A 24,953-nucleotide genomic window follows, 5' to 3' on the forward strand; every position below is an offset into this window, starting at 1 on the left:
GGTTCAGGCACCGCTGTGAGCTGTACGTTCGAAGCGCTTCGACCTAATCTTTGCCGGAACCGTTGACGCACCCCCGACTCCTCTCTACCTTGGCCCGGCAAGCGCTTTCCTAAAACGATTCAATGCGCAGGTGGAGGGGCGAACTGTGCCTAGCAACAGGGATCTTGACCGGCGTGGCCTGCTGAAGGTCACGGGGGCGTCCGTCGCGGCGCTCGGGCTGACGGCCGCCGGGTGCGGTGGTGACGGTGGGTCAGGCGGGACGAACGCGGACGGTTCCGCGACGCTGCGGTTCGCCTGGTGGGGAGGCGAACCGCGGGCCGTGAAAATCAAGAAGGCGATCGCCCTCTTCGAGAAGAAGAACCCGAAGATCAAGATCAAGCCCGAATTCACCGATTACCAGGCGTTCTGGGAGAAGTTCCAGACACAGGCCTCTGGCGGGAATCCGCCGGACGTTTTCCTCAACTCCGTTGCATTCCTTGCCAAGTACGACAAGCGTGGCGTGCTGCTCGACCTCAAGTCGCAGATCGACGCGGGCAATCTGAACTTGAAGAACTTCCGCGGCGGCGTCGAGGCGGCCGGTCAGGTCTCCGGCGGCAAGCAGGTCGCGGTGCCGGTCGGGGCCAACACCATGGCCCTCGTCATCGACAAGAAGGCGTTCGCCAAGGCGGGCGTCGAGCCGAAGTTCGGCTGGACCTGGGACGACTACTTCAAGGCGCTCCAGACCATCCAGGACAAGCTCAAGATCTCCGGTGACACGGGCTACGCCGGAATCATGTACCTCTACGACCTCTATCTGCGGCAGAACGGCAAGGCGTTCTTCAACGACACCGAACTCGGCTTCACCGAGGACGATCTGACGCAGTGGTGGTCCGACTACTACAAGCGCGTCAAGTCCGGGATCGTCACCGACCCGAAGAAGATCGAGCAGGTCAAGCCGAAGTCCGGGCTTTCCGCCGGACTCGCGGCGGGCGAATTCACCTGGGACAACTTCTCGGTGCGCTACGAGGGAGAGGGCGACTCCGACTACGGGCTCGCGCCGATCCCGACCACCGACGGCAAGGACACAGGACAGTACCTCGGCTCGCTGATGCTGTCGGTCTCCACCAAGTGCAAGGCCCAGGCGCAGGCCGCCAAGTTCATCGACTTCATGGTCCACGATCCCGAGGTCGGCAAGATCATGGGCTACGACATGGGCGTACTCGCCACCACCGAGCAGTTCGAGGCGTACAAGCCGGGCGAGGAGACCGACAAGGCCGTCGCCGACGCCAACAAGGGCATCGCCGCCTACGAGACCGAGGTCGACAAGGCAGGGGTGCTCGGCAAGATCACGCCGCATCCGTCGGGGGCCGATGTCGTCGAGGCCGCCTTCCTGCGCATCGCCGGTGACGTCGCCAACTCCAAGCAGAAGGTGTCGGACGCCGTGAAGCAGTTCTTCAGCGAGGCCGAGGCAGCCTTCCAGGGCTGACGCCCCCGACGTTTCCGAGGGGAAACAGCACCATGTCGCTCGTCAAGGACGCCACCGTCCTCGCTGACGAGAGAAGTTCCGTCCGCCCCGTCGCACTCAAGCGGCGGGGGCGGCGCGACAATCTCGCCGGCTATCTGTTCATGTCGCCGTGGCTGGCAGGGTTCCTGCTGCTCACCGCGGGACCGATGATCGCGTCGCTCTACTACGCGTTCACGAACTACAACCTGTTCGCGCCGCCGAAGTGGATCGGCTTCGACAACTTCACGACCATGTTCCACGACCCGCGCTGGCAGAAGTCGGTGCAGGTCACGCTGAAGTACGTGGTCATCGGCACGCCGCTGAAACTGCTCCTCGCACTCGGGGTGGCCCTGCTGCTCAACCAGAGCCGGCGCGGCCAGGGCCTGTACCGGGCCGCCTTCTACGCGCCGTCGCTGATCGGCGCCAGCGTCTCCGTCGGCTTCGTCTGGCGGGCGATCTTCTCCGACAACGCCGTCGTCGACAAGGGACTCGGCGCCTTCGGCCTGAACCTCGGCGGCTGGATCGGCGACCCGGACCTCATCATCTACTCCCTGGTGGCGCTCACCGTCTGGCAGTTCGGCGCCCCCATGGTCATCTTCCTGGCCGGACTCAAGCAGGTGCCGCGCGAGCTGTACGAGGCCGCCGCCGTCGACGGGGCCGGGCCGCTGCGCCGGTTCTGGAACATCACCCTGCCGATGATCTCCCCGGTGCTGTTCTTCAACGTCCTGCTGGAGTCGATCCACTCGTTCCAGATCTTCGGCTCCGCCTACGTCGTCTCCAACACCTTCTGCGGCCCGGCCGACGCCACCCTCGTCTACACCTGCTACCTGTACCAGAAGGGCTTCCAGCAGTCCCAGATGGGCTTCGCCTCCGCGATGGCCTGGATGATGCTGCTGGCCGTCGCCCTGGTCACCGCCGTCCTGTTCTGGTCCCAGAAGAAGTGGGTGCACTACGAGGAGGACGTCAAGTGACCACCGTGACGCAGGAGTTGCCCCGGAACACCAATCCGCGCAAGCGCACCGGATCCATCGTCTGGCACGTCTTCGCGCTCGCCGTGCTCTGCGTCGTCCTCTACCCCGTCGTCTGGGTGATCGGCGCCGCCTTCAAGCCCGGCAAGCAGATCATCGGCTCCCTCGACCTGTTCCCGGCCGACCCGGTCCTGGACAACGTCAAGGGCCTCGCCGACGGCATCGCGGGCATCTCGATCAGCACCTTCTTCCTCAACTCCCTGTTCTACGCGGGGATGGCCGTCGTCGGCGTCGTCATCTCCAGCTCGCTGACCGCGTACGCCTTCGCGAAGATCCCGTTCCGCGGGCGCAAGCTGCTCTTCGGGCTGATGATCGGCACCCTGCTGCTGCCGTACCACGTCCTGCTCATCCCGCAGTACGTGATGTTCCAGAAGCTGCAGCTCATCAACACCTACGTGCCGCTGCTCGCGGGCAAGTTCCTCGCGACCGAGGCGTTCTTCGTCTTCCTGATGGTGCAGTTCATGCGCGGACTGCCGCGCGAGCTGGACGAGGCGGCCAAGCTCGACGGGTGCGGGCACCTGCGCACCTACTGGTCGATCGTGCTGCCGCTGACCCGGCCCGCGCTCATCACCAGCGCCATCTTCACCTTCATCAACGCCTGGAACGACTTCATGGGCCCGCTGATCTACCTCAACGAGCCCTCCAAATACACCGTTTCGCTGGGCCTGATGATGTTCCGCGACCAGCAGGGCATCTCCGACTACGGCGGCCAGATCGCCATGGCGATGGTGGCGCTGATCCCGGTCATCGCCTTCTTCATGGCCTTCCAGCGGTATCTGATCGACGGCATGGCCACCTCGGGGCTCAAGTGAGGACCGGCCCGATGGTGGAGTCGCGGCGGCGCGTCGGCTTCGGGGTGTTCGCCGAGTGCCTGCTGACCGGCGTATGGATCGCGCTCGCGTCCGTGCCCGTCGTCACCGCCCCGGCCGCCTTCGCGGCCGGGGCCCGGCACCTGCGCCGCCACCTCGGTCAAGAGGCGGGCGGGATCGGCGAGTTCGTCACTGATGTACGGGCCGCCGCGCGGCGCGGCTGGCTGGTCGGCCTCGCCGGGGTCGCCGCCTTCGCCGCCGTCTGGACCGATCTGCAGCTGGCCCGCGCCGGACTCCCCGGCGGCCGGCTCGCCGCCGCGCTCGGCATCCTCGCGCTGCTCGCCGCCGCCGTGACCGTCCTGCGGGCCGCCGCCGTCTGGGAGCCCGGAGCGTCCTGGCGGGCGCTGCTCAGGGACGCGGCGCGGCGCACGCTGCGCGCCCCCGGCGGATCCCTCCTGCTCGTGTGCGGACTCGCGCTCGTGGTCCTCAGCGCCGAGTTCCTCACCCCGCTCGCCGTACCGGTGCTCGGCATTCTCGCCGCGGCCGCGGTCGCCGTGGAGGAACGCGGCCGGGCCCGCTGAGGCCAGGACCTCGCGCAGTCCCCTCAACTCCCTTCTCGTACAAGCACGTTCAGCACGTTTGGCATGCACGGAAAGGAACGACGATGTCCCCATTCCCCGCTGGACTTCCCCGCAGATCCCTCCTCAAGGCCGCCGCGGTCGCCGGCGCCGCCGCCCAGTTCAGCTGGGCCCTCGGCGGCAAGGAGGCGCAGGCCGCGCCCGCCGCACAGGCCGCGGACGCCGAGCCGGTGACGCTCGACTGGCTGGAGGACGGCGGCCTCGGCGCCGCCCCCGGCTCCACCGTCGGCGTGCCCTGGCCGAAGGGCGCGTACGAGAAGGGGCAGGAGTTCGCGCTCACCGACGCCGACGGCAAGCAAATCCCCGTCCAGACCTGGCCGTTGGCGCAGTGGCCGGACGGCTCGCTGAAGTGGACCGCGCACGCCGTCGGGCCCGGCGCCGGTGACGGAAAACTGACGATCGCGGCCGGGCAGGCCGCCGCGCCCGAGAAGAAGGTGAGCGTCTCGACGAGTGGCGGGACCGTCACCGTCGACACCGGCGTCATCGTCGCCAAGCTCGGCAAGAGCGGATCGGCCCTGGTCAAGACCGTCACCCGCGGCTCCACCGAGATCGCCAAGGACGGGCGGCTCGTGCTGCTGCGCCAGAGCGAGATCGAGGACGGCGACCAGGGCACGCAGAAGTACGAGCGGTTCGAGAGCGCCATCGACGAGACCGTCGTCGAGCAGGACGGACCCGTGCGTGCCGTCGTCCGCATCGACGGCAAGCACCGCAAGGGGAACCGGAGTTGGCTGCCCTTCTCCATCCGGTTCTACTTCTATGCGGGCGCCGAGTCGTTCCGCATGGTGCACACCATCACGTTCGACGGGACGCAGGAGCCCGGCAAGGCGTCCGGCGACTTCATCCGCGGGCTCGGTGTGCGCTTCACCGTGCCGATGCGCGACGCCTCGTACGACCGGCACGTCCGCATCGGCGGCGAGGACACTGGCATGATCCGGGAAGCCGTCAAGGGCATCACCGGGCTGCGGCGGGACCCCGGCGCGGCCGTGCAGGCGGCGCAGTTCGCGGGAGAGAAGCTGCCCGACCCCTCGACGTGGGACCAGCGCGTCACGACGCGCCTTCAGTACATCCCCGAGTGGGGCGACTACACGCTCTCGCAGCTCTCCGCGGACGGCTTCACCCTGCGCAAGCGCACCAAGAAGGGGCACGGGTGGATCGGCGCCGGCGGCGGCCGCCGGGCCAGCGGGTTCGGGTACCTGGGCGGGCCGAGTGGCGGATTCTCCTTCGGACTTCGCGACTTCTGGGAGAAGCACCCCACGGGCCTCGACATCCGGGACGCGCACACGGACGAGGCCGAGGTCACGCTCTGGCTCTGGTCGCCCGAGGCGCAACCCATGGACCTGCGCTTCTACCACGACGGCATGGGGCAGGACACGTTCGCGGAACAGCTCGAGGGCCTCAACATCACCTACGAGGACTACGAGCCCGAGTTCGGCACTCCGTACGGGATCGCGCGCACCAGCGAGCTGATGTTCTGGGCCAACGCCGCGACACCGAAGCCGGAAGTGCTCGCCCAGCAGGTCCGGGCCGTGCGGGTGCTGCCCCAACTCGCCGCCCCGCCCAAGCAGTTGATCAAGGCGCAGGTCTTCGGCCCCGGCCTGTACTCCGAGCCGGACCGCTCCACCCCCGCCAAGGCCAAGATCGAGGACCACCTCGACTTCCTCTTCACCTACTACAAGGACCAGGTGGAGATGCGGCGTTGGTACGGCTTCTGGGACTACGGCGACGTCATGCACTCCTACGACCCGGTGCGCCACCAGTGGCGCTACGACGTCGGCGGCTACGCCTGGGACAACTCCGAGCTGTCGCCCGACATCTGGCTCTGGTTCGCGTACCTGCGCAGCGGCCGCGCCGACATCTTCCGGTTCGCCGAGGCCATGACCCGGCACACCGGCGAGGTCGACGTCTACCACCTCGGCAAGTGGGCCGGACTCGGCACCCGGCACGGCGTCCAGCACTACGCCGACTCCGCGAAGCAGCAGCGCATCGCCAACACCACGTACCGCCGCTACTACTACTTCCTCACGGGAGACGAGCGCGTCGGTGACCTGATGCACGCGAACGTCGACTCCGACGAGACGTTCCTCGTGCTCGACCCGCAGCGCAAGGTCCGCCCCGACCCGGACTACAAGCCCGACCGCAACGCCCTGTCCATCGGCTTCGGCACCGACTGGAGCGGGCTCGTCTCGGCCTGGCTCACCGAGTGGGAGCGGCGCGGGCCCAAGTGGGAGAAGGCCCGCGACCGGGTCCTTTCCACCATGGAGACGATCGCGGCGCAGCCCAACGGGTTCGTGCAGGGCAGCGGGCTCTACGACCTCGACACCGGCAGGTTCGCGATCGCCGAGAAGCCGGCCGTCGGCGTCTCGCACCTGTCCGCCGTCTTCGGGCTCAACGAACTGTGCGCCGAGCTCATCGACCTCATCGACATGCCGAAGTTCGAGGAGGCGTACTACGACTACTGCCGCTACTTCAACGCCACCAAGACGGAACAGGCGGCGCGGTACGGCACCAACTTCGGCACCCTGCTCCTCTTCCAGGGGCACTCGCGGCTCGACGCGTACGCGGCGGTGCGGACGGGGGACGCCGCACTGGCCAAGCGGGCGTGGACGAAGTTCTACAACAGCGACGGCTACACCGAGGCCTCGCCGTGGAAGACGGAGAAGGTCGACGGGCCCGTGACCCTGGTCGCCGGCACCGAGGCGAACTGGGTCTACACCAACGACACCGCTCTGTACGGACTCGCCGCCATCGAGAACCTCGCTCTGGTCGGGGACAAGATGCCCTGATCCGGGCAGACTCGGCTCATGGACTGGAACCGTTACCGCTTCCGCAGTGTCTGGGTCCTGCCCGCGCCGCCGGACGCCGTGTACGCGGCCCTGGAGAAGGCCGAGGAGTACCCGGTGTGGTGGCCGCAGGTGCGGTCGGTGACGCCGCTGGACGACACCAGCGGCGTCGCCGTCTTCCGGTCGCTGCTGCCGTACGAGCTGACGGTCGTCGCCCGTGAGCGGCGCCGCGACCCGGCCGCCGGGATCCTCGAGATCGAGATGAGCGGGGACCTCGACGGGTGGGCGCGGTGGACGCTGCGGGCGCGGCCCGTCGGCGGCACCCGCGCCGTGTACGAGCAGGAGGTCGAGGTGCGCCGACCTCTGATGCGGCGGTTCGCCGTGCCCGGGCGGCCCGTCTTCCTCGCCAACCACGCGTGGATGATGCGCGGCGGCCACCGCGGTCTCCTCGCCCACCTGCAACCGGTTTGAACACAGCCCGCCGCGCCCTGTATTGTTCAACCCGTTCCCGGGCGATTAGCTCAGTGGGAGAGCGCTTCGTTCACACCGAAGAGGTCACTGGTTCGAACCCAGTATCGCCCACCCGGAGAATGCCGGTCCGTCATCGAGATCCTCGAGACGGGCCGGTTTTTCGTTTCTGCCTTCGAGGCCCCAGCGGGGGAACGATCAAGCCGCCGCCGGAAGTTCCGGCCGCAGGGGCCATGCCGGGTCCACCGATTCCGGGTTGCCGCTGCGGGCGAACCAGGCCTGGAGGCCGCGGGCCTGGGCCGCGTGCCAGACCGCCTGGAGGGTGTGGAGTTCGGCGGGGGTGAGGCGCTCCAGGCGGGTCGCGAAGCGGCGGCCGACCGCGCGGACCACGTCGAGCGACGCCAGGGCGTCGGCCGCCGCGTCGTGCGCCTCGGACAGCTCGACCTCGTAGTGCGCGCACAAGTCCGTCAGCGTGCGGCGGCCCTTGCGGTAGCGGTCCAGGTGCTTGTCCAGGACCCGGGGGTCGAGGACGCACAGCGGGGAACTCTCCAGATAGCGGGCGAGTGTCGACGCCCGGTGGCGCTTCAACTCGCGGTCCAGGAGCGTGAGATCGAACGGTGCGTTCATGACCACGAGCGGGCGGCCCGCCGCCGCCTGTTCAGCCAGCTCGCGGCCTATTTCCTCCATCACGGGCGCCGGCCAGCGGCCGTTGCGCTGCAGATGCTCGTCCGTCAGTCCGTGCACCTCCGTCGCTCCGGGCGGCACCGGCACACCCGGGTTCACCAGCCAGCGCGTCACCCGCGGCCGCGTACCGGGCGCGTCCTGCACCACGATCGCCGCCGACACGATGCGGTCGCTCTCCACGTCCACGCCTGTCGTCTCTGTGTCGAAGGCGGCAAGAGGGCCCTCGTACCAGCACGTCATGACAATGCAACTCCCTGTTCACGCACGGCAGATGGCGTCCCGACCTTTTTCGTCGCCTGCCCGATTCGGTGATACCCGGGCTGTTTGCGTGATACGCGGAGCGGTCACAACACAGTTACGAGTCATGGCAGTTCAGCGGGGTGCCATTGACTCGGCCTTGATCAAATTCTTGATCTTCGCGGGGATTCACCGTTCTGGAAGGCCAGTTGGACCATGGTGCTCGCGCAGCCCGAACAGGGCGGGCTGCTGCCCGAGCGGTTCGCACCGCCGCGCGGCACACTCGCCACCACCGCCTGCATGGAGACGCTCCAGGTGGGCTATCTGCACGCCGTGGCCGCGGCCGCCGGCTGCTCGCTCTCGCAGCCCTTTCCCGACAACGGCATCGACTGGCACGTCAGCCACAGCGCCCCAGGGCACACGGTCGACGACGAAGTCACCATAAAAGTGCAGCTCAAAGCCACCTATCAGATCGCACCCCACCCACCGGGACCCTCCTTCTCCTTCACGCTCGACAACCCCCATCTCGAGAAGCTGGCCAGGACCCCGGTCTCGGTGCACAAGATCCTCGTCGTGATGCTCGTACCGCGCTCCCAGGACGACTGGCTGCGCGCCGGCCACGACCGGCTCGACCTGCGGCACTGCTGCTACTGGACCAACCTCGCCGGCCACCCGGTCACCGGCCGGCGCAGGACCACCGTGCGCGTCCCGACCTCACGGATCTTCGACGACCGCGCACTGTGCGAGATCATGACCCGGGTCGGGACGGGCGGGCGGCCCTGACCCGTCAACCGGGCGGGGTTGGAAGGGAGTTACGGCATGCAGCACCGTCCGCTCGACGAGTCCGTACGGTCCATCGGCGCGGCCCGCGCCCATCCCGTCGACCTCGCGGGGCCCGAGCCCGCTCAGGTCGACCCCGCCGTCCTCAGCGCCCTGCTCGACCGGCACGGCTGGGAGCGGCGCGGCGGCGCGGCGGGGCGGTACGCGCGCTGGACGCTGCCGGGCCCCGGAGCCCGTACGAGCCTGCTCGTGCCGGAGAGCCGGGCGTTCCCGGACAGCGAGGAACTGCTCGGCGAGGCGCTGATCGCGCTGGAGCGCAGCGGCACCCCCTCCGCGCGCGAAGTGCTCGTCTCGCTCGCCGTGCCGAGCGACGAGATCCGGTGGTGGCGGGACGTCCCGGAGGGCCCGGGCGGCGCCTCTTCCTGGACCGCCGAGGAGCAACTGCGGTCCGCGGCACGGCGGATGCTGCTCGCCGGGGCCCTCGCCGCCCGCGGCCGCGCCGGGTACTACGGGGCCCGGCACCGCAGGCCCGCCGCCGCGGCCCTGGAGAACGTACTGGTGCAGACGGCGCCCGGCGGCCGCACCCTCACCGCCTTCGTGCCCGTCGTCACCGGACGCGGCCTCGCCGTCCGCCTCCACCAGGCGCTGTACGCGGTGCGCGAGGCCATCGACTACCGGCGGGCCACCGGCGGCATGGACGCCTTCGACGGCGCGGTCGAGGCGGGCGTCAGCCATGAACTGACCGAGGCACTGGTCGCGTTGGTGCGCGGGACCGAGGGCGCCCGGGTCGCCGTCGCCTGGGCGCCCGCCGCGGGTGTGCCCGAGGAGTGCACGGACGGCGACGCGCCCGTCGAGTTCTCACCCGGCGACCTGGACGTGCTGCGCGAGGCCGGAGCCCGCTATCTGCACGCCGAACCCGCGATCTCCGTACGCATCACCGGCACCGTCGTCCGGATGCGCCGCAGCGGACCGCGCGGCGAGGGCACGGTCCGCCTGCACGTCATCGCGGGCGCGGAGATCCCGCACGTACGGATGACGCTGGACGAGGAGGCGTACCGGATCGCGGGCCACGCGCACCTGGTCGGGCTGCCGATCCGGGTGCACGGACGCCTGGAGAGCAGGGGCGGCTTCCGCCGTCTCACCGGTGCCTCCGGCGTGGTACCCGTACAGGTGGAGGAGGCCGAGCGGGACCGTCTGATGAAGTCGCTCCAGGAGAACCTGGACTTCTTCGAGGAGGCCTGCGCGGGGGAGGACTAGCTCTTCAGGGGCCGGTGCGCGTACGGCCCTCGGCCGTGCCGCCCGGCCGCTCGAGGCCCGCCTCGCCGAGGCCGCGCCCGCCCGCCGTTCACACCTCGGTCGATGGTGAAGCCGCCGGAGTCGCGGGGGCGCAGCGTCGGGCGGCCCCGCTGGGGTGCCCGTTAACCGTTTCGCGAGTGGCCCCGGCGACTCGGTACGATCGCTGCAGCACGCGTCACAGGTAATGGCGCGGCTTTCGTCTTCAGGTAGGAGAGACCGGTGTCTGACGTCCGTGTGATCATCCAACGCGATTCCGAGCGGGAAGAACGCGTGGTGACGACGGGCACTACGGCCGCCGAGCTCTTCGCCGGTGAGCGCAGCATCGTCGCGGCCCGCGTGGGCGGCGAGCTGAAGGACCTCGCGTACGTGGTGGCCGACGGCGAGGAGGTCGAGCCCGTCGAGATCTCGTCCGAGGACGGGCTCAACATCCTGCGCCACTCGACCGCGCACGTGATGGCACAGGCCGTCCAGGAGCTCTTCCCGGACGCCAAGCTCGGCATCGGCCCGCCCATCAAGAACGGCTTCTACTACGACTTCGACGTCAAGGAGCCGTTCACCCCCGAGGACCTCAAGCGCATCGAGAAGAAGATGCAGGAGATCCAGAAGCGGGGGCAGAAGTTCTCGCGGCGCGTCACCACGGACGACGACGCCCGCGTCGAGCTCGCCGACGAGCCGTACAAGCTGGAGCTCATCGGGCTCAAGGGCAATGCGGCCCAGGCCGCCGACGGCGCGGACGCGGAGGTGGGCGGCGGCGAGCTGACCATCTACGACAACCTCGACGCCAAGACCGGCGAGCTGTGCTGGAAGGACCTCTGCCGGGGCCCGCACCTGCCCACCACCCGTGTCATCCCCGCGTTCAAGCTGATGCGCTCGGCCGCCGCCTACTGGCGCGGCAGCGAGAAGAACCCGCAGCTCCAGCGCATCTACGGCACCGCGTGGCCGTCGAAGGACGAGCTGAAGGCGTACCTGGACTTCCTCGTCGAGGCCGAGAAGCGCGACCACAGGAAGCTCGGCGCCGAGCTCGACCTGTTCTCCTTCCCGGAGGAGCTCGGCCCGGGTCTCGCGGTCTTCCACCCCAAGGGCGGCGTCGTCCGCAAGGTCATGGAGGACTACTCGCGGCGCCGCCACGAGGTCTCCGGCTACGAGTTCGTGAACACCCCGCACCTCTCGAAGGAGAAGCTCTTCGAGATCTCGGGGCACCTGCCGCACTACGCGGACGGCATGTTCCCGCCCATCGAGTTCGACGAGCAGAACTACCGCCTCAAGGCGATGAACTGCCCGATGCACAACCTGATCTTCAAGTCCCGCGGGCGTTCCTACCGTGAACTGCCGCTGCGGCTCTTCGAGTTCGGCACCGTGTACCGCTACGAGAAGTCGGGCGTGGTGCACGGTCTGACCCGCTCGCGCGGGTTCACCCAGGACGACTCGCACATCTACTGCACCAAGGAGCAGATGGCCGAGGAGCTCGACAACCTCCTCACCTTCGTGCTCGACCTGCTGCGCGACTACGGCCTGACCGAGTTCGAGCTGGAGCTGTCCACCCGCGACGACTCCGACAAGTTCATCGGTACGGACGAGGACTGGGCGGAGGCCACCGAGGCGCTGCGGCTTGCCGCCGAGAAGCAGAACCTGCCGCTGGTGCCCGACCCGGGCGGCGCCGCGTACTACGGCCCGAAGATCTCCGTCCAGGTCAAGGACGCGATCGGCCGGTCCTGGCAGATGTCGACCCTGCAGGTCGACTTCAACCAGCCCAAGCGGTTCGGCCTGGAGTACACCGCCGCGGACGGCTCGCGCCAGCAGCCGGTCATGCTGCACCGTGCCCTGTTCGGGTCCATCGAGCGGTTCTTCGGCGTGCTGCTCGAGCACTACGCGGGCGCGTTCCCGGCGTGGCTGGCCCCGGTCCAGGCCGTCGGCATCCCGATCGGCGACGGGCACGTGTCGTACCTGGAGGAGTTCGCCGCGAAGGCCCGCGCCCAGGGTCTGCGCGTCGAGGTCGACTCGTCGTCGGACCGCATGCAGAAGAAGATCCGCAACCAGCAGAAGGCCAAGGTCCCCTTCATGGTCATCGCGGGCGACGAGGACATGAACGCCGGTTCGGTGTCCTTCCGCTACCGCGACGGCTCGCAGGAGAACGGGATCCCGGTCGACGAGGCCATCGCGAAGATCGCGAAGGTCGTCGAGGAGCGGGCACAGGTCTGATCCGTCAGATCCGTCAGATCCGTCAGATTGGTCCGTCGGATCCGTCTGACTGGACCGTCAGATCCGTCTGGTCCGTCAGTCCACGCTTCGAGAGGCCCCCGGGGATTTCCCCGGGGGCCTTCCCGTGTCCTCCCCCTCCCGGGCGAAGACCTGGAGCAGCCACGACGAGAACGAGCCGGTGACCGCGCCGAGCAGCGCGAGACCGCAGCCCATCAGGCCCACCGCGACGAGCCGGCCGATCGGAGTGACCGGCGCCAGATCGCCGTAGCCGACCGTCGACACCGTCGTGCACGTCCACCACACCGAGTCGCCGAAGGTCCGGATGTTCGCGCCGGGTGCCGCGTGCTCCTGCTGGTACACCGCGAGCGCGCCCGCGAACCCGAGCAGCCCGGCCGACATGCCCGCGTACGTCATCACGCGCGCGTGCAGCGAAAGACGCGGCTCGTTGTGGCGGCGCTGGACCGTCTCGTAGGTCTGCACGATGCGCAGCGGGCGCAACAGGGGGAGCAGCAGCACCAGGGTGTCCAGCCAGTGCGTGCGCAGGAAGTGGGCAGGCCGCTGTCGGCTCAGCCGCCAGCGCACCCCGTAGTCCACGAGGAACACCGCCCACGCCATCAGCGTCAGCGCCAGACACGTGTCCCGGACGGCGTCGGGCAGGCCGTGCCCCAGGACTCTGATCGCGTACGAGGCGAGGTACACGACGGAGGCGATCAGCAGGGCGGGGCCGTTGTACCGCTCCCAGCGGGCGAGGGGGCTGTCGGTCATCCCGACAGCATCGCCCTGCCCGCCGGGGGCGGCACCCGGCGACACGCCTTGCCGAGGTGACGCCATATGCTGCACTGCATGACGAGTGAGCCGGAGCAGAGGATCGGTCCTGTGGGTGAGCCGGACGGATTCGGGCGTCTGTGGACCCCGCACCGCATGGCGTACATCCAGGGCGAGGGCAAGCCGACCGGCCCCGGAGCCGACGACGGCTGTCCGTTCTGCACCGCTCCCGGCCTGTCCGACGAGGACGCCCTGATCGTGGCCCGCGGCGAGCACGTCTTCGCGATCCTGAACCTGTACCCGTACAACGGCGGCCACATGATGGTGCTGCCTTATCGACATGTCGCCGACTACACCGATCTCGACGAGGCGGAGACCGCCGAGCTCGCGGCCTTCACCAAGCACGCGATGACCGCACTGCGGGCCGCGTCCGGGGCGCACGGGTTCAACATCGGCATGAACCAGGGCGCGGTCGCGGGTGCCGGCATCGCGGCACACCTGCACCAGCACATCGTCCCGCGCTGGGGCGGCGACACGAACTTCATGCCGGTCGTCGGCCACACGAAGGTGCTGCCGCAACTCCTCGGCGACACCCGCACGGCACTGGCGAAGGCTTGGGCGAGCGCCTGAGGCGTTGGCGGTACGTCGGGCCGGCCGAGCTGTTCACGTACGTGGCCGGCCGTCGCGGCCGCCGGAACACCGGCCCCGGCGTCTCAGGCGATCCAGTGCGTCCGTGACGCGGTCGGCGTGGGGCCCGGGTCGTCCGCCGCTGCGCGGGCCAGGCGTTGGGCCGATTCGCGGAGTGTGGCCTCGGGCAGGGTGTACGGGATCCGCAGGCGGTTCTCGAACAGGCCAGGGTCCGTGGCGAAGTACGCGCCGCTCTCGATGCGGACGCCGTGGGCCAGGGCGCGCTCGGCCAGGTCCGAGGCGACCGGCGCGCCCAGGTCGACCCAGAGGGAGAGCCCGCCCGGCGGGGTGTGCCAGCTCCAGTGCGGGACGTGCCGCCCCAACTCCTCGATGAGCGCGGCGCGTTGAGCGCGTAGCCGGGTGAGGCGGTCGCGCAGGAGGTCGTCGCCGCGCGGCAGCAGGGCCAGGGCGAGGAGCTGGTCGATCACCGAACCGCCCATGTCACTCGCCACCCGCTGCGCCGCGAGCTCGGTGACGAGCCGGGCCGGGGCCCGCAGCCAGCCGATGCGCAGGCCCGCCCAGTGCGTCTTGCTCAGCGAGCCGACCGTGATGACCTGCGCGGCAGGGCCGTGCGCGGCGAACGGCGGCGGGGGAGCGCCGTCCAGGGCGAGATCGGTGAGGGTCTCGTCGGCGATCAGCCAGGTGCCCGAGCGGCTCGCCGCGTGCAGGGTCGCGGCCCGGGCGTCCGCAGGCATCACGTGGCCCGTCGGATTGTGGAAGTCCGGGATCAGATAGGCGAGTTGGGGCGCCGTGTGGCGCAGTGTCGACTCGACGATCCCGATGTCCAAGCCCGCGTCGTCCGTCACCGGCACGGACACCGTGCGCAGCCGGGCGCGCCGCATCGCCTCCAGCGCGTTCGGGTACGACGGGTTCTCGACCATGATCCGGTCACCGGGTTCCGACAGCAGCGCCAGGACGAGGCTGAGCGCGTGCTGTGCGCCCGCTGTCACCAGGATCTGCTCGGGCGTCGTGGCGAGCCCGCGCGCCGTGAACCGGGCGGCGAGCGCCGACCTCAACTCCGGGATTCCGTACGGGTGGTAGCCGGGCGTGTCCGCGTACCCGGCCAGGCGTGGGGTGACCTCGGCGAGCGCGTCGGCCAGCGTTCCCTCGGGCAGCGTGGGCGCGGCCCTCGCCAGGTCGATCGCCGTGTCCTCGGCGGCGAGCAGCCGGCTGACGCCCTTGGCGGCGCGGCCCTGCGGCAGCGCCGTCCAGGTGCCGGAGCCCTGACGGCTGTGCGCGAACCCGTTCTCGCGCAGCAGGTCGTACAGGGCCGTGACGGTGGTCCGGCTGGTGCCGAGGGCGACGGCCAGCTCCCGCTCGGCGGGCAGCCGCACATGCAGCGCGAGCCGTCCGTCGAGGATCAACTCGCCGATGACACGGGCGAGATGACGGTACGCGGGACGCGCGAGCGCGGGGTCGGGGAGCAGCGCGGCGAGCTGCCGGGCGCCCATGGTGCGCGGTGTCCGCTCACGGTGACCGGCGGCGACCCCCACAAAACCACTCTCCCTCGATTGGCCATGTAATCCGTGCCGATCAATCTACAGAGTGGCGGCATTGGCCTGGAAGAACCCCGGATCACCCGCGAACCACCACGGAGTCACCGCTCATGCCCCTCACGTACGTCCCCCTGCGCGAGCGCCCCGCGCGCCGCCTGCCCCAGCTCTTCACCGGCCTCGCCCTCTACGGATTCAGCCTGTCCCTGATGGTCCGCGCGGGCCTCGGCCTCGCCCCCTGGAGCGTCCTCAGTGAGGGCATCGCACACCGCAGCGCGCTCAGCTTCGGCACCCTCACGACCCTGGTCGGTGCGGGCGTGCTGCTGCTGTGGATCCCGCTGCGCCAGCGCCCGACCTTCGGCACGTTCGCCAACATCCTCACCGTCGGCTGGTTCTCCGACCTGGGCCTGTGGCTGCTCCCGGCCGGCCCGGGCCCGACCGCCCGCGCCGCGCTGTTCGCCGCGGGCGTCCTCGTCAACGGCTTCTCGATCGCCGTCTACGTGGGCGCGCGCTGCGGCCCGGGTCCCCGCGACGGCCTGATGACCGGGCTCACGGCGTGGACCGGCCGCTCGCTGCGCGTCGTCCGCACCGGCATCGAACTCGTCGTCCTCGCCGTGGGCTGGCTCCTGGGCGGCTCCGTGGGCCTCGGCACCGTCCTGTACGCGGTCACGGTCGGGGCCGTCACGCAGTACTGCCTGCCCCGCTTCACGTACCGCGCCGAACGGGACCGCGCTGACCAGGACCGCGCTGAACGGCACCGCCTCGACCGGCACCGCCTCGACCGGGACGGCGACGGCCGGGACGGCGACGGCCGGGACCGGGGCGCCGCGCCTACGCGTCGTACACGTCGGCCTTCCGCGGCGTCGGATCCTGCACCAGGCCACTGAGCACGCCCGAACGGCCCGAGAACTTCTCGGTGTCCACGCCGTGCTCCTCCAGGACCCGCAGGGCCGCCGCGTGCACCACCCGCAGCACCGGCGTCGCCGTACGCAGCGCGTCGTCCGCCATGAACCGGTGCCGCCAGGGCTGGTCGGCCCAGGCGTGCCGCAGTCCGAACGGCTCGGGCAGGACGAGCTTGCCGCCCTTGGCGTCGAGGTACGACCGGCCCTTGCCGAACATGGTCAGGGGCGCCCGCATGGCCAGCCGGACCGCCTCGTCCGCGTCGACCAACGGGAGGGTCTTCTGCGTGGTCTCCCAGGTCGCTATGGGCTTGGAGACTTCCTTGGTCTTCGGCTCGGGCTTGGAGGTGAACAGCGAGTTGACCGGGCCGAGCGCATGTCCCGTCACCTCGATGCGCAACGTCTCGTGCAGCACTGTCACCGTGATCAGCATCGTTATCACCAACTGGCCGTCCCAGAGCGTGAACTGGATGCCCAGGTAGTGGCGCTCGCCGCTGCCGAACTGCTGCTCGTTGCAGATCCGCTCTATCTCGTGCGGCCTGATCCGGAACGCGTCGACGTCCGCGCCCGAGGGCCGCGACACGGCCTTCGCCTTCTCCCCGATCGGGGTGACGATCCAGTGGTCCACGTGGGGCTTCGGGAAACCGCCCGTGTGCAGCGGGCCGCGCTCCAGCATGCGCAACTGGTCCTGGATCGCGCGGATCACGGTCCAACTGCGGAACGGGTGGATCTCCTTGCCCTTCTCGCTCGGCACCAGATCCTCGGCGAGCTGCCAGCTGCCCCAGCGCGTCCCCATGCCGAGGATGCCCTTGGGCCCCGCGTAGAAGACCGCGTTCGACTGCTGCTCCGCGGTCAACTTGGCCAGGCTCTGCCGCAGTTGCTCCGCCGCCGTCTCGCCCGGGCTGCCGGGCACCGCCTCCGGGATCTTCGCCCCGACACCGCCGCCCGACAACAGCCCCGCCCAGCGGTCCCGCAGGTCGGCGGCCGTGCGCAGACAGATCTGCCGGGCCCACACACCGCCGATGACCGGGGCCACGAACGCGGCCCGCAGATACCAGGCCAAGCCTCCGGTGGGGGGCATCCGGACCAGGCCGATCACGATGACCACGGCGACGACGGAGATGATGGCCGTCGTCAGCGCGGCCTGCTTGCGGGCGTCGCGCTCCGCCTTCTTCGCGTCGGACTGCTCCTTGGCCGACTTGTTCTTGTCCAGCGCCTCCTTGGCCTGCTTCTCCGCCGCGGCCACCTTGTTGTTGTTCCTGCGGCGGAGCTCGAAAGCCGCCGCCCAGAACAGGAACCCCGGCAGGAACAGCACGCCGAAAACCAGCGTCAGGACCGTCAGCATGCTGTCGCGCTGCCGACGGATGCGGGTGGCCGCGAGGCAGTGCTCCACGACGACCTGCGGCTCGGCGCCGAACGACTGGATCAGCGGCTTGCGCCCGCCGTCCAGCATGCGCGACTGCACGGCCTGCGAGAACGCCTCACCGAGATTGGGCGCCAGCAGCGCCCACTTGGGGTCCTTGACCTCGGACTTGTGCCACTCGTTGTTGGCGTCCAGGATCTTCGCCGCGGGGTCGTCGCGGTACGCGGCCGACGCGATGGCGAAGGTCGCGTCGGTACGGCCCGCCGATCCCTGCAGGGGAACCTGCGCGCCCGGCCTGAAATCGAATGCATCGTCCGCCACTGCCGCCCCCATCGCCGCACGTCGTCGCTGCTGCGGCTGTTCCCGACTTCCCTGCCCCGCACACCTGTTGATCAGCTGATCGTTCTGATCCGACTGATCGTCGACCAGCGTAACGGCCGCCACCGACATCCGCCCTGACAAGAGGGATGTCGGTGGCCTCGGCGACAGCAGGGGCCAACTAGGCGGAGTCCTGCGCCTGTTCGCGGATCCTTTCGCTCAGCTGGGGAGGCATCGGCTCGTGCCGGGCGTACCTGCGGCTGAACCGCGCCGTCCCGTGCGACAGCGAGCGCAGATCCACCGCGTACCGCCCGATCTCGATCTCCGGCACCTCCGCCCGTACGAGAGTGCGCCCGCCCGGCGCCTGTTCGGTCCCGACGACGCGGCCCCGCCGCCCGGACAGATCGCTCATCACGGCGCCCACATAGTCGTCGCCGACCAGCACCTGCACCTCGGCCACCGGCTCCAGGAGATGGATCGTGGCATCGGACGCGGCCTCCCGCAGCGCGAGCGCCCCCGCCGTCTGGAACGCCGCGTCGGACGAATCCACCGAGTGCGCCTTGCCGTCGAGCAGCGTCACCCGGACGTCGATCAGCGGATACCCGGCCGCGACGCCGCGCGCGGCCTGTGCCCGTACGCCCTTCTCGACGGAGGGGATGAACTGCCGTGGCACGGCGCCGCCGACGACCTTGTCCACGAACTCGATGCCGGCCCCGCCGGGCAGCGGCTCCACCTCGATCTCGCAGATCGCGAACTGCCCGTGACCGCCGGACTGCTTCACGTGCCGGCCGCGCCCGCCCGACTTCCCCGCGAACGTCTCCCGAAGGGAGACCTTGTGCGAGATGAGGTCGACCTGCACGCCGTACCGGTTGCGCAGCCGTTCAAGGGCCACGTCCGCGTGCGCCTCGCCCAGACACCACAGCACCACTTGATGGGTGTCGGGGTTCTGCTCGAGCCGCATGGTCGGGTCCTCGGCCACCAGCCGTGACAGCCCCTGCGACAGCTTGTCCTCGTCCGCCTTGCTGTGCGCCTGGATCGCGAGCGGCAGCAGCGGGTCCGGCATGTCCCAGGGCGCCATCAGGAGCGGGTCGTCCTTCGCCGAGAGGGTGTCGCCGGTCTCCGCCCGGGTCAGTTTCGCCACGCACGCGAGGTCCCCGGCGATGCAGTGGGTCAGCGTGCGCTGCTGCTTGCCGAAGGGCACGGACAGGGCGCCGATCCGCTCGTCCACGTCGTGGTCCTCGTGCCCGCGGTCCGCGAGCCCGTGCCCCGACACGTGCACGGTCTCGTCGGGACGCAGGGTGCCCGAGAAGACCCGTACGAGAGAGACCCTTCCCACATAGGGGTCGGACGCGGTCTTCACGACCTCCGCCACCAACGGCCCTTCCGGATCACAGGCCTTGACCGTCCGCGCCGTCCCGTCGGGCGTGCTCACCACGGGCGCCTCGCGCTCCAGGGGCGTCGGGAAACCACCCGTGATCAGCTCGAGCAGCTCGACCGTGCCGATGCCCTGCCGTGCGCCCTCCGCCGCCGGGGCCGCCGCCAGGACCGGATGGAACACGCCGCGCGCCACGGCCCGCTCCAGATCGTCGACCAGTGTCTTGACGTCGATGTCCGCGCCGCCGAGATAGCGGTCCATGAGGGTCTCGTCCTCGCTCTCCGCGATGATCCCCTCGATCAGCCGGTTGCGTGCCTCCTCGATCAACGGCAGCTGGTCATCGCCGGGTTCGGACTCCTTGCGTTCCCCCGACGCGTAGTCGAACAGGCGCTGCGAGAGCAGCCCGATCAGGCCCGTCACGGGCGCGTGCCCGTCCGCGGCCTGCGCGCCGTGCAGCGGCAGGTACAGGGGGAGTACGGCATCGGGGTCGTCGCCCCCGAAGATCTCCGCGCACGTCCGCGTCATGTCGTCGAAGTCGGCCCGCGCCGCCTCCAGATGCGTAACGACGATCGCCCGCGGCATGCCGACCGCGGCGCACTCCTCCCACACCATGCGGGTCGCGCCGGCCATGGTCTCGGGGCCGTCGGAGGCGGAGACAACGAAAAGGGCCGCGTCCGCGGCGCGCAGACCGGCCCTCAACTCCCCGACGAAATCGGCGTAGCCGGGGGTGTCCAGGAGATTGATCTTGTAGCCGTCCCATTCCAGCGGGACGAGGGAGAGCTGCACCGAGCGCTGCTGCCGGTGCTCGATCTCGTCGTAGTCGGAGACGGACGTGCCGTCCTCGACCCGGCCCGCCCGGTTCACCGCCCCCGCGGTCAGTGCGAGGGCCTCCACCAGGGTCGTCTTGCCCGATCCGCTGTGGCCGACCAGCACCACATTCCGTACGGACGCGGGGTGGTCGGCCGCTGTAGCCCTGCCGGCGGCTCCGGGGTGTGCGTTCGCCTTGTCGCCCATGCCTTCCTCCCGGTTGATTCCTCGGTGAGGTGGTCTGTGTGGCACGTAAACAAATGCGGACACGCAAACCCGCGTGCTCAGGCGGCTTCGGCGACGCCCGCGGTGCCATTGAGCTTTCCACTCCGGTCACTGTGCGTCCATACGTCGTACGCGATCGCACGCGCGCGTGGTGGCCCGGCGGCCGTATCCGTGCGCGCGTGACTACGATGGGCCAGCCGGTGGCCAGAGGGGCCGCACGGCACCGACCCTCGGGAAGGCCATGCTGAACAAGTACGCGCGTGCATTCTTCACGCGTGTCCTCACACCGTTCGCCGCGTTTCTCATCCGTCGCGGGGTCAGCCCCGACACGGTCACGCTCCTCGGCACTGCCGGAGTGATGGCGGGAGCGCTGGTCTTCTTCCCGCGCGGAGAGTTCTTCTGGGGCACGGTCGTCATCACGCTGTTCGTGTTCTCCGACCTCGTCGACGGCAACATGGCGCGCCAGCTCGGCCGCACCAGCCGCTGGGGCGCGTTCCTCGACTCCACGCTCGACCGCGTGGCCGACGGCGCCATCTTCGGCGGACTCGCGCTCTGGTACGCGGGCGGCGGCGACGACAACGTGCTGTGCGCGGTGTCGATCTTCTGCCTCGCCAGCGGCCAGGTCGTCTCGTACACCAAGGCGCGCGGCGAGGCGATCGGCCTGCCGGTCGCCGTCAACGGCCTGGTGGAGCGCGCCGAACGCCTCGTCATCACGCTGGTCGCGGCCGGCTTCGCGGGTCTGCACAAGTTCGGCGTGCCCGGCATCCAGTACCTGCTGCCGGTCGCGCTGTGGATCGTCGCCGTGGGCAGCCTCGTCACGCTGATCCAGCGCGTGGTGACCGTGCGCCGCGAGTCCGCCGAGGCCGACGCCGCGGCCGCCACCCAGGAGGAGACCGCCTCGTGAGCGGCGCGCAGGACCGGGTGACGGACGCGCTGTACGGGCTCGGCTGGGCCACGGTCAAGAAGCTTCCCGAGCCGGTCGCCACGCGCCTGGGCAGGAGCATCGCCGACATCGCGTGGAAGAAGCGCGGCAAGGGCGTCCTGCGCCTGGAGGCCAACCTCGCGCGCGTGGTGCCCGATGCCACGCCCGAGCGCCTGCGACAGCTCTCCCAGGCGGGCATGCGCTCGTACCTGCGCTACTGGATGGAGTCCTTCCGGCTGCCCGCGTGGAGCACGGAACGCATCAAGAACGGCTTCACCCCCAAGGACGTCCACTACCTCACCGAGGCCCTGGACTCCGACAAGGGCGTCATCCTCGCCCTGCCCCACATGGGCAACTACGACCTCGCGGGCGCCTGGGTCACCACCAAGCTGGAGACCCCGTTCACGACGGTCGCCGAGCGCCTCAAGCCGGAGACCCTGTACGACCGCTTCGTCGCGTACCGGGAGGGCCTCGGCATGGAGGTCCTACCGCACACGGGAGGCGCCGCCTTCGGGACGCTCGCGCGCAGGCTGCGGGCGGGCGGCCTGGTCTGCCTGGTCGCCGACCGGGATCTGTCCTCCTCCGGCGTCGAGGTGAAGTTCTTCGGGGAGACCACGCGGATGCCCGCAGGCCCCGCGATGCTCGCCCAGCAGACCGGCGCGCTGCTCCTGCCGGTCACGCTCTGGTACGACGACTCGGCCATAATGCGCGGTCGCGTCCATCCGCCCGTCGACGTCCCCGAGACAGGTACGCGCGCCGAGAAGACGTCTGTCATGACGCAGGCATTGGCCGATGCCTTCGCCACGGGAATCGCGGACCATCCGGAGGACTGGCACATGCTGCAGCGCTTGTGGCTCGCTGACTTCGAGAACGCTGGGAACTTCGAGGAGCGGCCGGCGTGAGGATCGGAATCGTCTGCCCGTACTCCTGGGACGTGCCGGGCGGCGTCCAGTTCCACATCCGCGATCTGGCGGAGCACCTCATCGCCCTGGGACATGAGGTCTCCGTCCTCGCCCCGGCGGACGACGAGACCCCGCTGCCGCCGTACGTCGTCTCGGCGGGCCGCGCGGTTCCGGTGCCGTACAACGGCTCGGTGGCGCGCCTCAACTTCGGCTTCCTGAGCGCCGCGCGCGTACGCCGCTGGCTGCACGACGGCACGTTCGACGTGATCCACATCCACGAACCGGCGTCGCCGTCCCTGGGGTTGCTCACCTGCTGGGCGGCGCAGGGGCCGATCGTCGCCACGTTCCACACGTCCAACCCGCGCTCGCGCGCCATGATCGCCGCGTACCCGATCCTGCAGCCCGCCCTGGAGAAGATCAGCGCGCGCATCGCGGTGAGCGAGTACGCGCGCCGCACGCTGGTCGAGCACCTGGGCGGTGACGCGGTCGTCATCCCGAACGGGGTCGACGTCGACTTCTTCGCGCAGGCCGAGCCCAAGCCCGAGTGGCAGGGGGACACGCTCGGCTTCATCGGGCGGATCGACGAGCCCCGCAAGGGCCTGCCCGTCCTCATGAAGGCGCTGCCCAAGATCCTCGCCGAGCGTCCGCAGACGAGGCTGCTGATCGCGGGCCGCGGCGACGAGGAGGAGGCCGTCGAGTCGCTGCCGAAGGAGATGCGCGAGCGCGTCGAGTTCCTCGGCATGGTCAGCGACGAGGACAAGGCGCGCTTCCTGAGCAGCGTCGACGTGTACGTCGCGCCGAACACCGGCGGCGAGAGCTTCGGCATCATCCTCGTCGAGGCGATGTCCGCGGGCGCCCCCGTGCTCGCCTCCGACCTGGACGCCTTCGCGCAGGTCCTCGACCAGGGCGGGGCCGGCGAGCTCTTCACGAACGAGGACGCGGACGCGCTGGCCGCCTCGGCGCTGCGCCTGCTCGGCGACCCCGAGCGCCGCGCCGAACTGCGCGAGCGGGGCAGCAAGCACGTACGCCGCTTCGACTGGTCGACGGTGGGCGCGGACATCCTGAGCGTGTACGAGACGGTGACGCAGGGCGCGGCAGCGGTCGCGGCGGACGAACGGACCGGGTTCCGGGCGCGGTTCGGCCTGGCCAGGGACTGAGGCAGGGGCGGACTGGGAACGGGGCGGCCGCGGGTCCCCGGTAACGTTTGCGCCCGTGACCGTCACCCTGATCTGGATCGCCGTAGGCCTCTTCGCGATCGGCCTCTACCTGAGCTGGACCGCGGGCCGTCTCGACCGGCTGCACGCCCGCATCGACGCGGCCCGCGCCGCCCTCGACGCCCAACTCCTGCGCCGCGCCTCCGTCGCCCAGGAGCTGGCCACGTCGGGCGTGCTCGACCCGGCCGCGTCGATCGTGCTCTACGAGGCCGCGCACGCCGCCCGGCAGGCGGAGGAGGAGCAGCGCGAGGTCGCCGAGAGCGAGCTCAGCCAGGCGCTGCGGGCGGTCTTCGGCGAGGCCGACCAGGTCGAGGCCGTGCGCGAGGCCCCCGGCGGCGAGGAGGCCGCGGAGGAACTGGCCCAGGCCGTGCGCCGCGTCCCGATGGCCCGCCGCTTCCACAACGACGCGGTGCGCGCCGCCCGCGCCCTGCGCCGCCACCGCAAGGTCCGCTGGTTCCGGCTCGCCGGGCACGCCCCGTTCCCGCTGGCCTTCGAGATGGACGACGAACCCCCGACGGCCCTCGCGGACCGCGCCACCAGCTGACCTCCGTCGAATGCCAGGCGGAAGGAGCCACTTCCTGGTCATTGGCCCTTGCAGTGGCCTGGTCCACAGGAGTTTCCTCGGTGGTGCAACGAGCCTTCTGCAGAGTTCACCGAGTGAGGTCACCCGTGTCCAGCAGCATTTCGCAGTCCGAGACCCCCGCCACCGGCACCGCCCGCGTCAAGCGCGGCATGGCCGAGCAGCTCAAGGGCGGCGTGATCATGGACGTCGTCAACGCCGAGCAGGCCAAGATCGCCGAGGACGCCGGCGCGGTCGCCGTCATGGCGCTGGAGCGGGTTCCCGCCGACATCCGCAAGGACGGCGGCGTGGCCCGCATGTCCGACCCGAACATGATCGAGGAGATCATCGGCGCGGTCTCGATCCCGGTCATGGCCAAGTCCCGCATCGGCCACTTCGTCGAGGCCCAGGTGCTGCAGTCCCTCGGCGTCGACTACATCGACGAGTCCGAGGTCCTGACCCCGGCCGACGAGGTCAACCACAGCGACAAGTTCGCCTTCACCACCCCGTTCGTCTGTGGCGCCACCAACCTGGGCGAGGCCCTGCGCCGCATCGCCGAGGGCGCGGCCATGATCCGCTCCAAGGGTGAGGCCGGCACCGGCAACGTCGTGGAGGCCGTCCGCCACCTGCGCCAGATCAAGAACGAGATCGCGAAGCTGCGCGGCTTCGACAACAACGAGCTGTACGCCGCCGCCAAGGAGCTGCGCGCCCCGTACGAGCTGGTCAAGGAGGTCTCCGAGCTGGGCAAGCTGCCGGTGGTCCTCTTCTCCGCCGGTGGCGTCGCCACCCCGGCCGACGCCGCGCTCATGCGCCAGCTCGGCGCCGAGGGCGTCTTCGTCGGCTCCGGCATCTTCAAGTCGGGCGACCCGGCCAAGCGCGCCGCCGCCATCGTGAAGGCCACCACCTTCTTCGACGACCCCAAGATCATCGCGGACGCGTCCCGCAACCTCGGCGAGGCCATGGTCGGCATCAACTGCGACACCCTGCCCGAGGCCGAGCGCTACGCGAACCGCGGCTGGTAG

General features: G+C 70.2%; 21 protein-coding genes and 1 tRNA gene. 17 read left to right on the forward strand and 5 right to left on the reverse strand.

Features of this window, described 5'->3' with window-relative positions; all coding sequences use genetic code 11:
* Nucleotides 1-145 precede the first annotated feature (145 nt).
* From ACIBUY_RS36200 to ACIBUY_RS36230, 7 genes are all read left to right on the forward strand, one after another.
* Complete coding sequence (locus ACIBUY_RS36200) at nt 146-1,465, forward strand: extracellular solute-binding protein (RefSeq protein WP_365573569.1); 1,320 nt, start codon at nt 146-148, stop codon at nt 1,463-1,465.
* Between the two features lie 32 nt (nt 1,466-1,497).
* Nucleotides 1,498-2,454, forward strand: a complete 957-nt coding sequence (locus ACIBUY_RS36205; protein WP_365573566.1) for a sugar ABC transporter permease — start codon at nt 1,498-1,500, stop codon at nt 2,452-2,454.
* On the forward strand, nt 2,451-3,323 hold the full coding sequence (locus ACIBUY_RS36210) for a carbohydrate ABC transporter permease (protein WP_365573563.1): 873 nt from the start codon (nt 2,451-2,453) through the stop codon (nt 3,321-3,323). The genes ACIBUY_RS36205 and ACIBUY_RS36210 overlap by 4 nt, the downstream gene beginning before the upstream one ends.
* Nucleotides 3,324-3,334: 11 nt before the next feature.
* Nucleotides 3,335-3,901 (forward strand): hypothetical protein, encoded by a 567-nt coding sequence (locus tag ACIBUY_RS36215; protein WP_399154905.1) that lies wholly within the window; start codon nt 3,335-3,337, stop codon nt 3,899-3,901.
* An 83-nt stretch (nt 3,902-3,984) separates the two neighbouring features.
* The gene (locus tag ACIBUY_RS36220; protein ID WP_399154906.1) at nt 3,985-6,741 is read left to right on the forward strand and encodes a Tat pathway signal sequence domain protein; all 2,757 of its coding nucleotides are present in this window, start codon (nt 3,985-3,987) and stop codon (nt 6,739-6,741) included.
* Between the two features lie 18 nt (nt 6,742-6,759).
* Nucleotides 6,760-7,209, forward strand: coding sequence for an SRPBCC family protein (locus tag ACIBUY_RS36225; protein WP_399154907.1), 450 nt, complete (start codon nt 6,760-6,762; stop codon nt 7,207-7,209).
* A gap of 39 nt (nt 7,210-7,248) precedes the next feature.
* A tRNA-Val gene (locus tag ACIBUY_RS36230) sits at nt 7,249-7,320 on the forward strand.
* Nucleotides 7,321-7,404: 84 nt separating this feature from the next.
* On the opposite strand, the gene ACIBUY_RS36235 is transcribed toward ACIBUY_RS36230, so the two are convergent.
* On the reverse strand, nt 7,405-8,130 hold the full coding sequence (locus ACIBUY_RS36235; RefSeq protein WP_365573554.1) for a 3'-5' exonuclease: 726 nt from the start codon (nt 8,128-8,130) through the stop codon (nt 7,405-7,407).
* Nucleotides 8,131-8,343: 213 nt separating this feature from the next.
* Between ACIBUY_RS36235 and ACIBUY_RS36240 the strand changes: the two genes are divergently transcribed.
* From ACIBUY_RS36240 to thrS, 3 genes are all read left to right on the forward strand, one after another.
* Nucleotides 8,344-8,910, forward strand: a complete 567-nt coding sequence (locus ACIBUY_RS36240) for a DUF4365 domain-containing protein (protein WP_365573551.1) — start codon at nt 8,344-8,346, stop codon at nt 8,908-8,910.
* 36 nt (nt 8,911-8,946) lie between these two features.
* Nucleotides 8,947-10,164, forward strand: coding sequence for a hypothetical protein (locus ACIBUY_RS36245; RefSeq protein WP_365573548.1), 1,218 nt, complete (start codon nt 8,947-8,949; stop codon nt 10,162-10,164).
* A 258-nt stretch (nt 10,165-10,422) separates the two neighbouring features.
* Nucleotides 10,423-12,402: a threonine--tRNA ligase gene (thrS, locus tag ACIBUY_RS36250; protein ID WP_365573545.1), complete on the forward strand. Its 1,980-nt coding sequence runs from the start codon at nt 10,423-10,425 to the stop codon at nt 12,400-12,402.
* Nucleotides 12,403-12,477: 75 nt separating this feature from the next.
* On the opposite strand, the gene ACIBUY_RS36255 is transcribed toward thrS, so the two are convergent.
* A complete protein-coding gene (locus ACIBUY_RS36255) occupies nt 12,478-13,167 on the reverse strand; it encodes a potassium channel family protein (RefSeq protein ID WP_365573542.1) in 690 nt (229 codons plus the stop codon).
* A gap of 66 nt (nt 13,168-13,233) precedes the next feature.
* On the opposite strand from ACIBUY_RS36255, the gene ACIBUY_RS36260 reads away from it, so the two are divergent.
* A complete protein-coding gene (locus ACIBUY_RS36260; RefSeq protein WP_365573539.1) occupies nt 13,234-13,797 on the forward strand; it encodes an HIT domain-containing protein in 564 nt (187 codons plus the stop codon).
* Nucleotides 13,798-13,880: 83 nt separating this feature from the next.
* On the opposite strand, the gene ACIBUY_RS36265 is transcribed toward ACIBUY_RS36260, so the two are convergent.
* On the reverse strand, nt 13,881-15,347 hold the full coding sequence (locus tag ACIBUY_RS36265; RefSeq protein WP_399154908.1) for a PLP-dependent aminotransferase family protein: 1,467 nt from the start codon (nt 15,345-15,347) through the stop codon (nt 13,881-13,883).
* A gap of 113 nt (nt 15,348-15,460) precedes the next feature.
* On the opposite strand from ACIBUY_RS36265, the gene ACIBUY_RS36270 reads away from it, so the two are divergent.
* The gene (locus ACIBUY_RS36270) at nt 15,461-16,234 is read left to right on the forward strand and encodes a YitT family protein (protein WP_399154909.1); all 774 of its coding nucleotides are present in this window, start codon (nt 15,461-15,463) and stop codon (nt 16,232-16,234) included.
* Here the strand turns inward: ACIBUY_RS36270 and ACIBUY_RS36275 are convergent.
* Both ACIBUY_RS36275 and ACIBUY_RS36280 read right to left on the reverse strand, forming a co-directional pair.
* Nucleotides 16,179-17,942 (reverse strand): hypothetical protein, encoded by a 1,764-nt coding sequence (locus ACIBUY_RS36275; protein WP_399154910.1) that lies wholly within the window; start codon nt 17,940-17,942, stop codon nt 16,179-16,181. The genes ACIBUY_RS36270 and ACIBUY_RS36275 overlap by 56 nt on opposite strands.
* Nucleotides 17,943-18,108: 166 nt before the next feature.
* Complete coding sequence (locus tag ACIBUY_RS36280) at nt 18,109-20,316, reverse strand: elongation factor G-like protein EF-G2 (RefSeq protein ID WP_365573527.1); 2,208 nt, start codon at nt 20,314-20,316, stop codon at nt 18,109-18,111.
* A 259-nt stretch (nt 20,317-20,575) separates the two neighbouring features.
* On the opposite strand from ACIBUY_RS36280, the gene pgsA reads away from it, so the two are divergent.
* From pgsA to pdxS, 5 genes are all read left to right on the forward strand, one after another.
* Nucleotides 20,576-21,238 carry a phosphatidylinositol phosphate synthase gene (pgsA, locus tag ACIBUY_RS36285; RefSeq protein ID WP_365573524.1) on the forward strand — a complete coding sequence of 221 codons (663 nt, stop codon included), beginning with the start codon at nt 20,576-20,578 and terminating at the stop codon, nt 21,236-21,238.
* Entirely contained in the window at nt 21,235-22,158 is a 924-nt protein-coding gene (locus tag ACIBUY_RS36290) for a phosphatidylinositol mannoside acyltransferase (RefSeq protein WP_399154911.1), read from the forward strand. The genes pgsA and ACIBUY_RS36290 overlap by 4 nt, the downstream gene beginning before the upstream one ends.
* Nucleotides 22,155-23,315, forward strand: coding sequence for a glycosyltransferase family 4 protein (locus ACIBUY_RS36295; protein WP_365573519.1), 1,161 nt, complete (start codon nt 22,155-22,157; stop codon nt 23,313-23,315). The genes ACIBUY_RS36290 and ACIBUY_RS36295 overlap by 4 nt, the downstream gene beginning before the upstream one ends.
* A 55-nt stretch (nt 23,316-23,370) precedes the next feature.
* A complete protein-coding gene (locus ACIBUY_RS36300; RefSeq protein WP_365573516.1) occupies nt 23,371-23,916 on the forward strand; it encodes a hypothetical protein in 546 nt (181 codons plus the stop codon).
* A gap of 125 nt (nt 23,917-24,041) precedes the next feature.
* Nucleotides 24,042-24,953, forward strand: a complete 912-nt coding sequence (pdxS, locus tag ACIBUY_RS36305) for a pyridoxal 5'-phosphate synthase lyase subunit PdxS (RefSeq protein WP_365573513.1) — start codon at nt 24,042-24,044, stop codon at nt 24,951-24,953.

It is taken from the genome of Streptomyces sp. NPDC050085 (assembly GCF_044460595.1).
Taxonomy (GTDB): Bacteria; Actinomycetota; Actinomycetes; order Streptomycetales; family Streptomycetaceae; genus Streptomyces.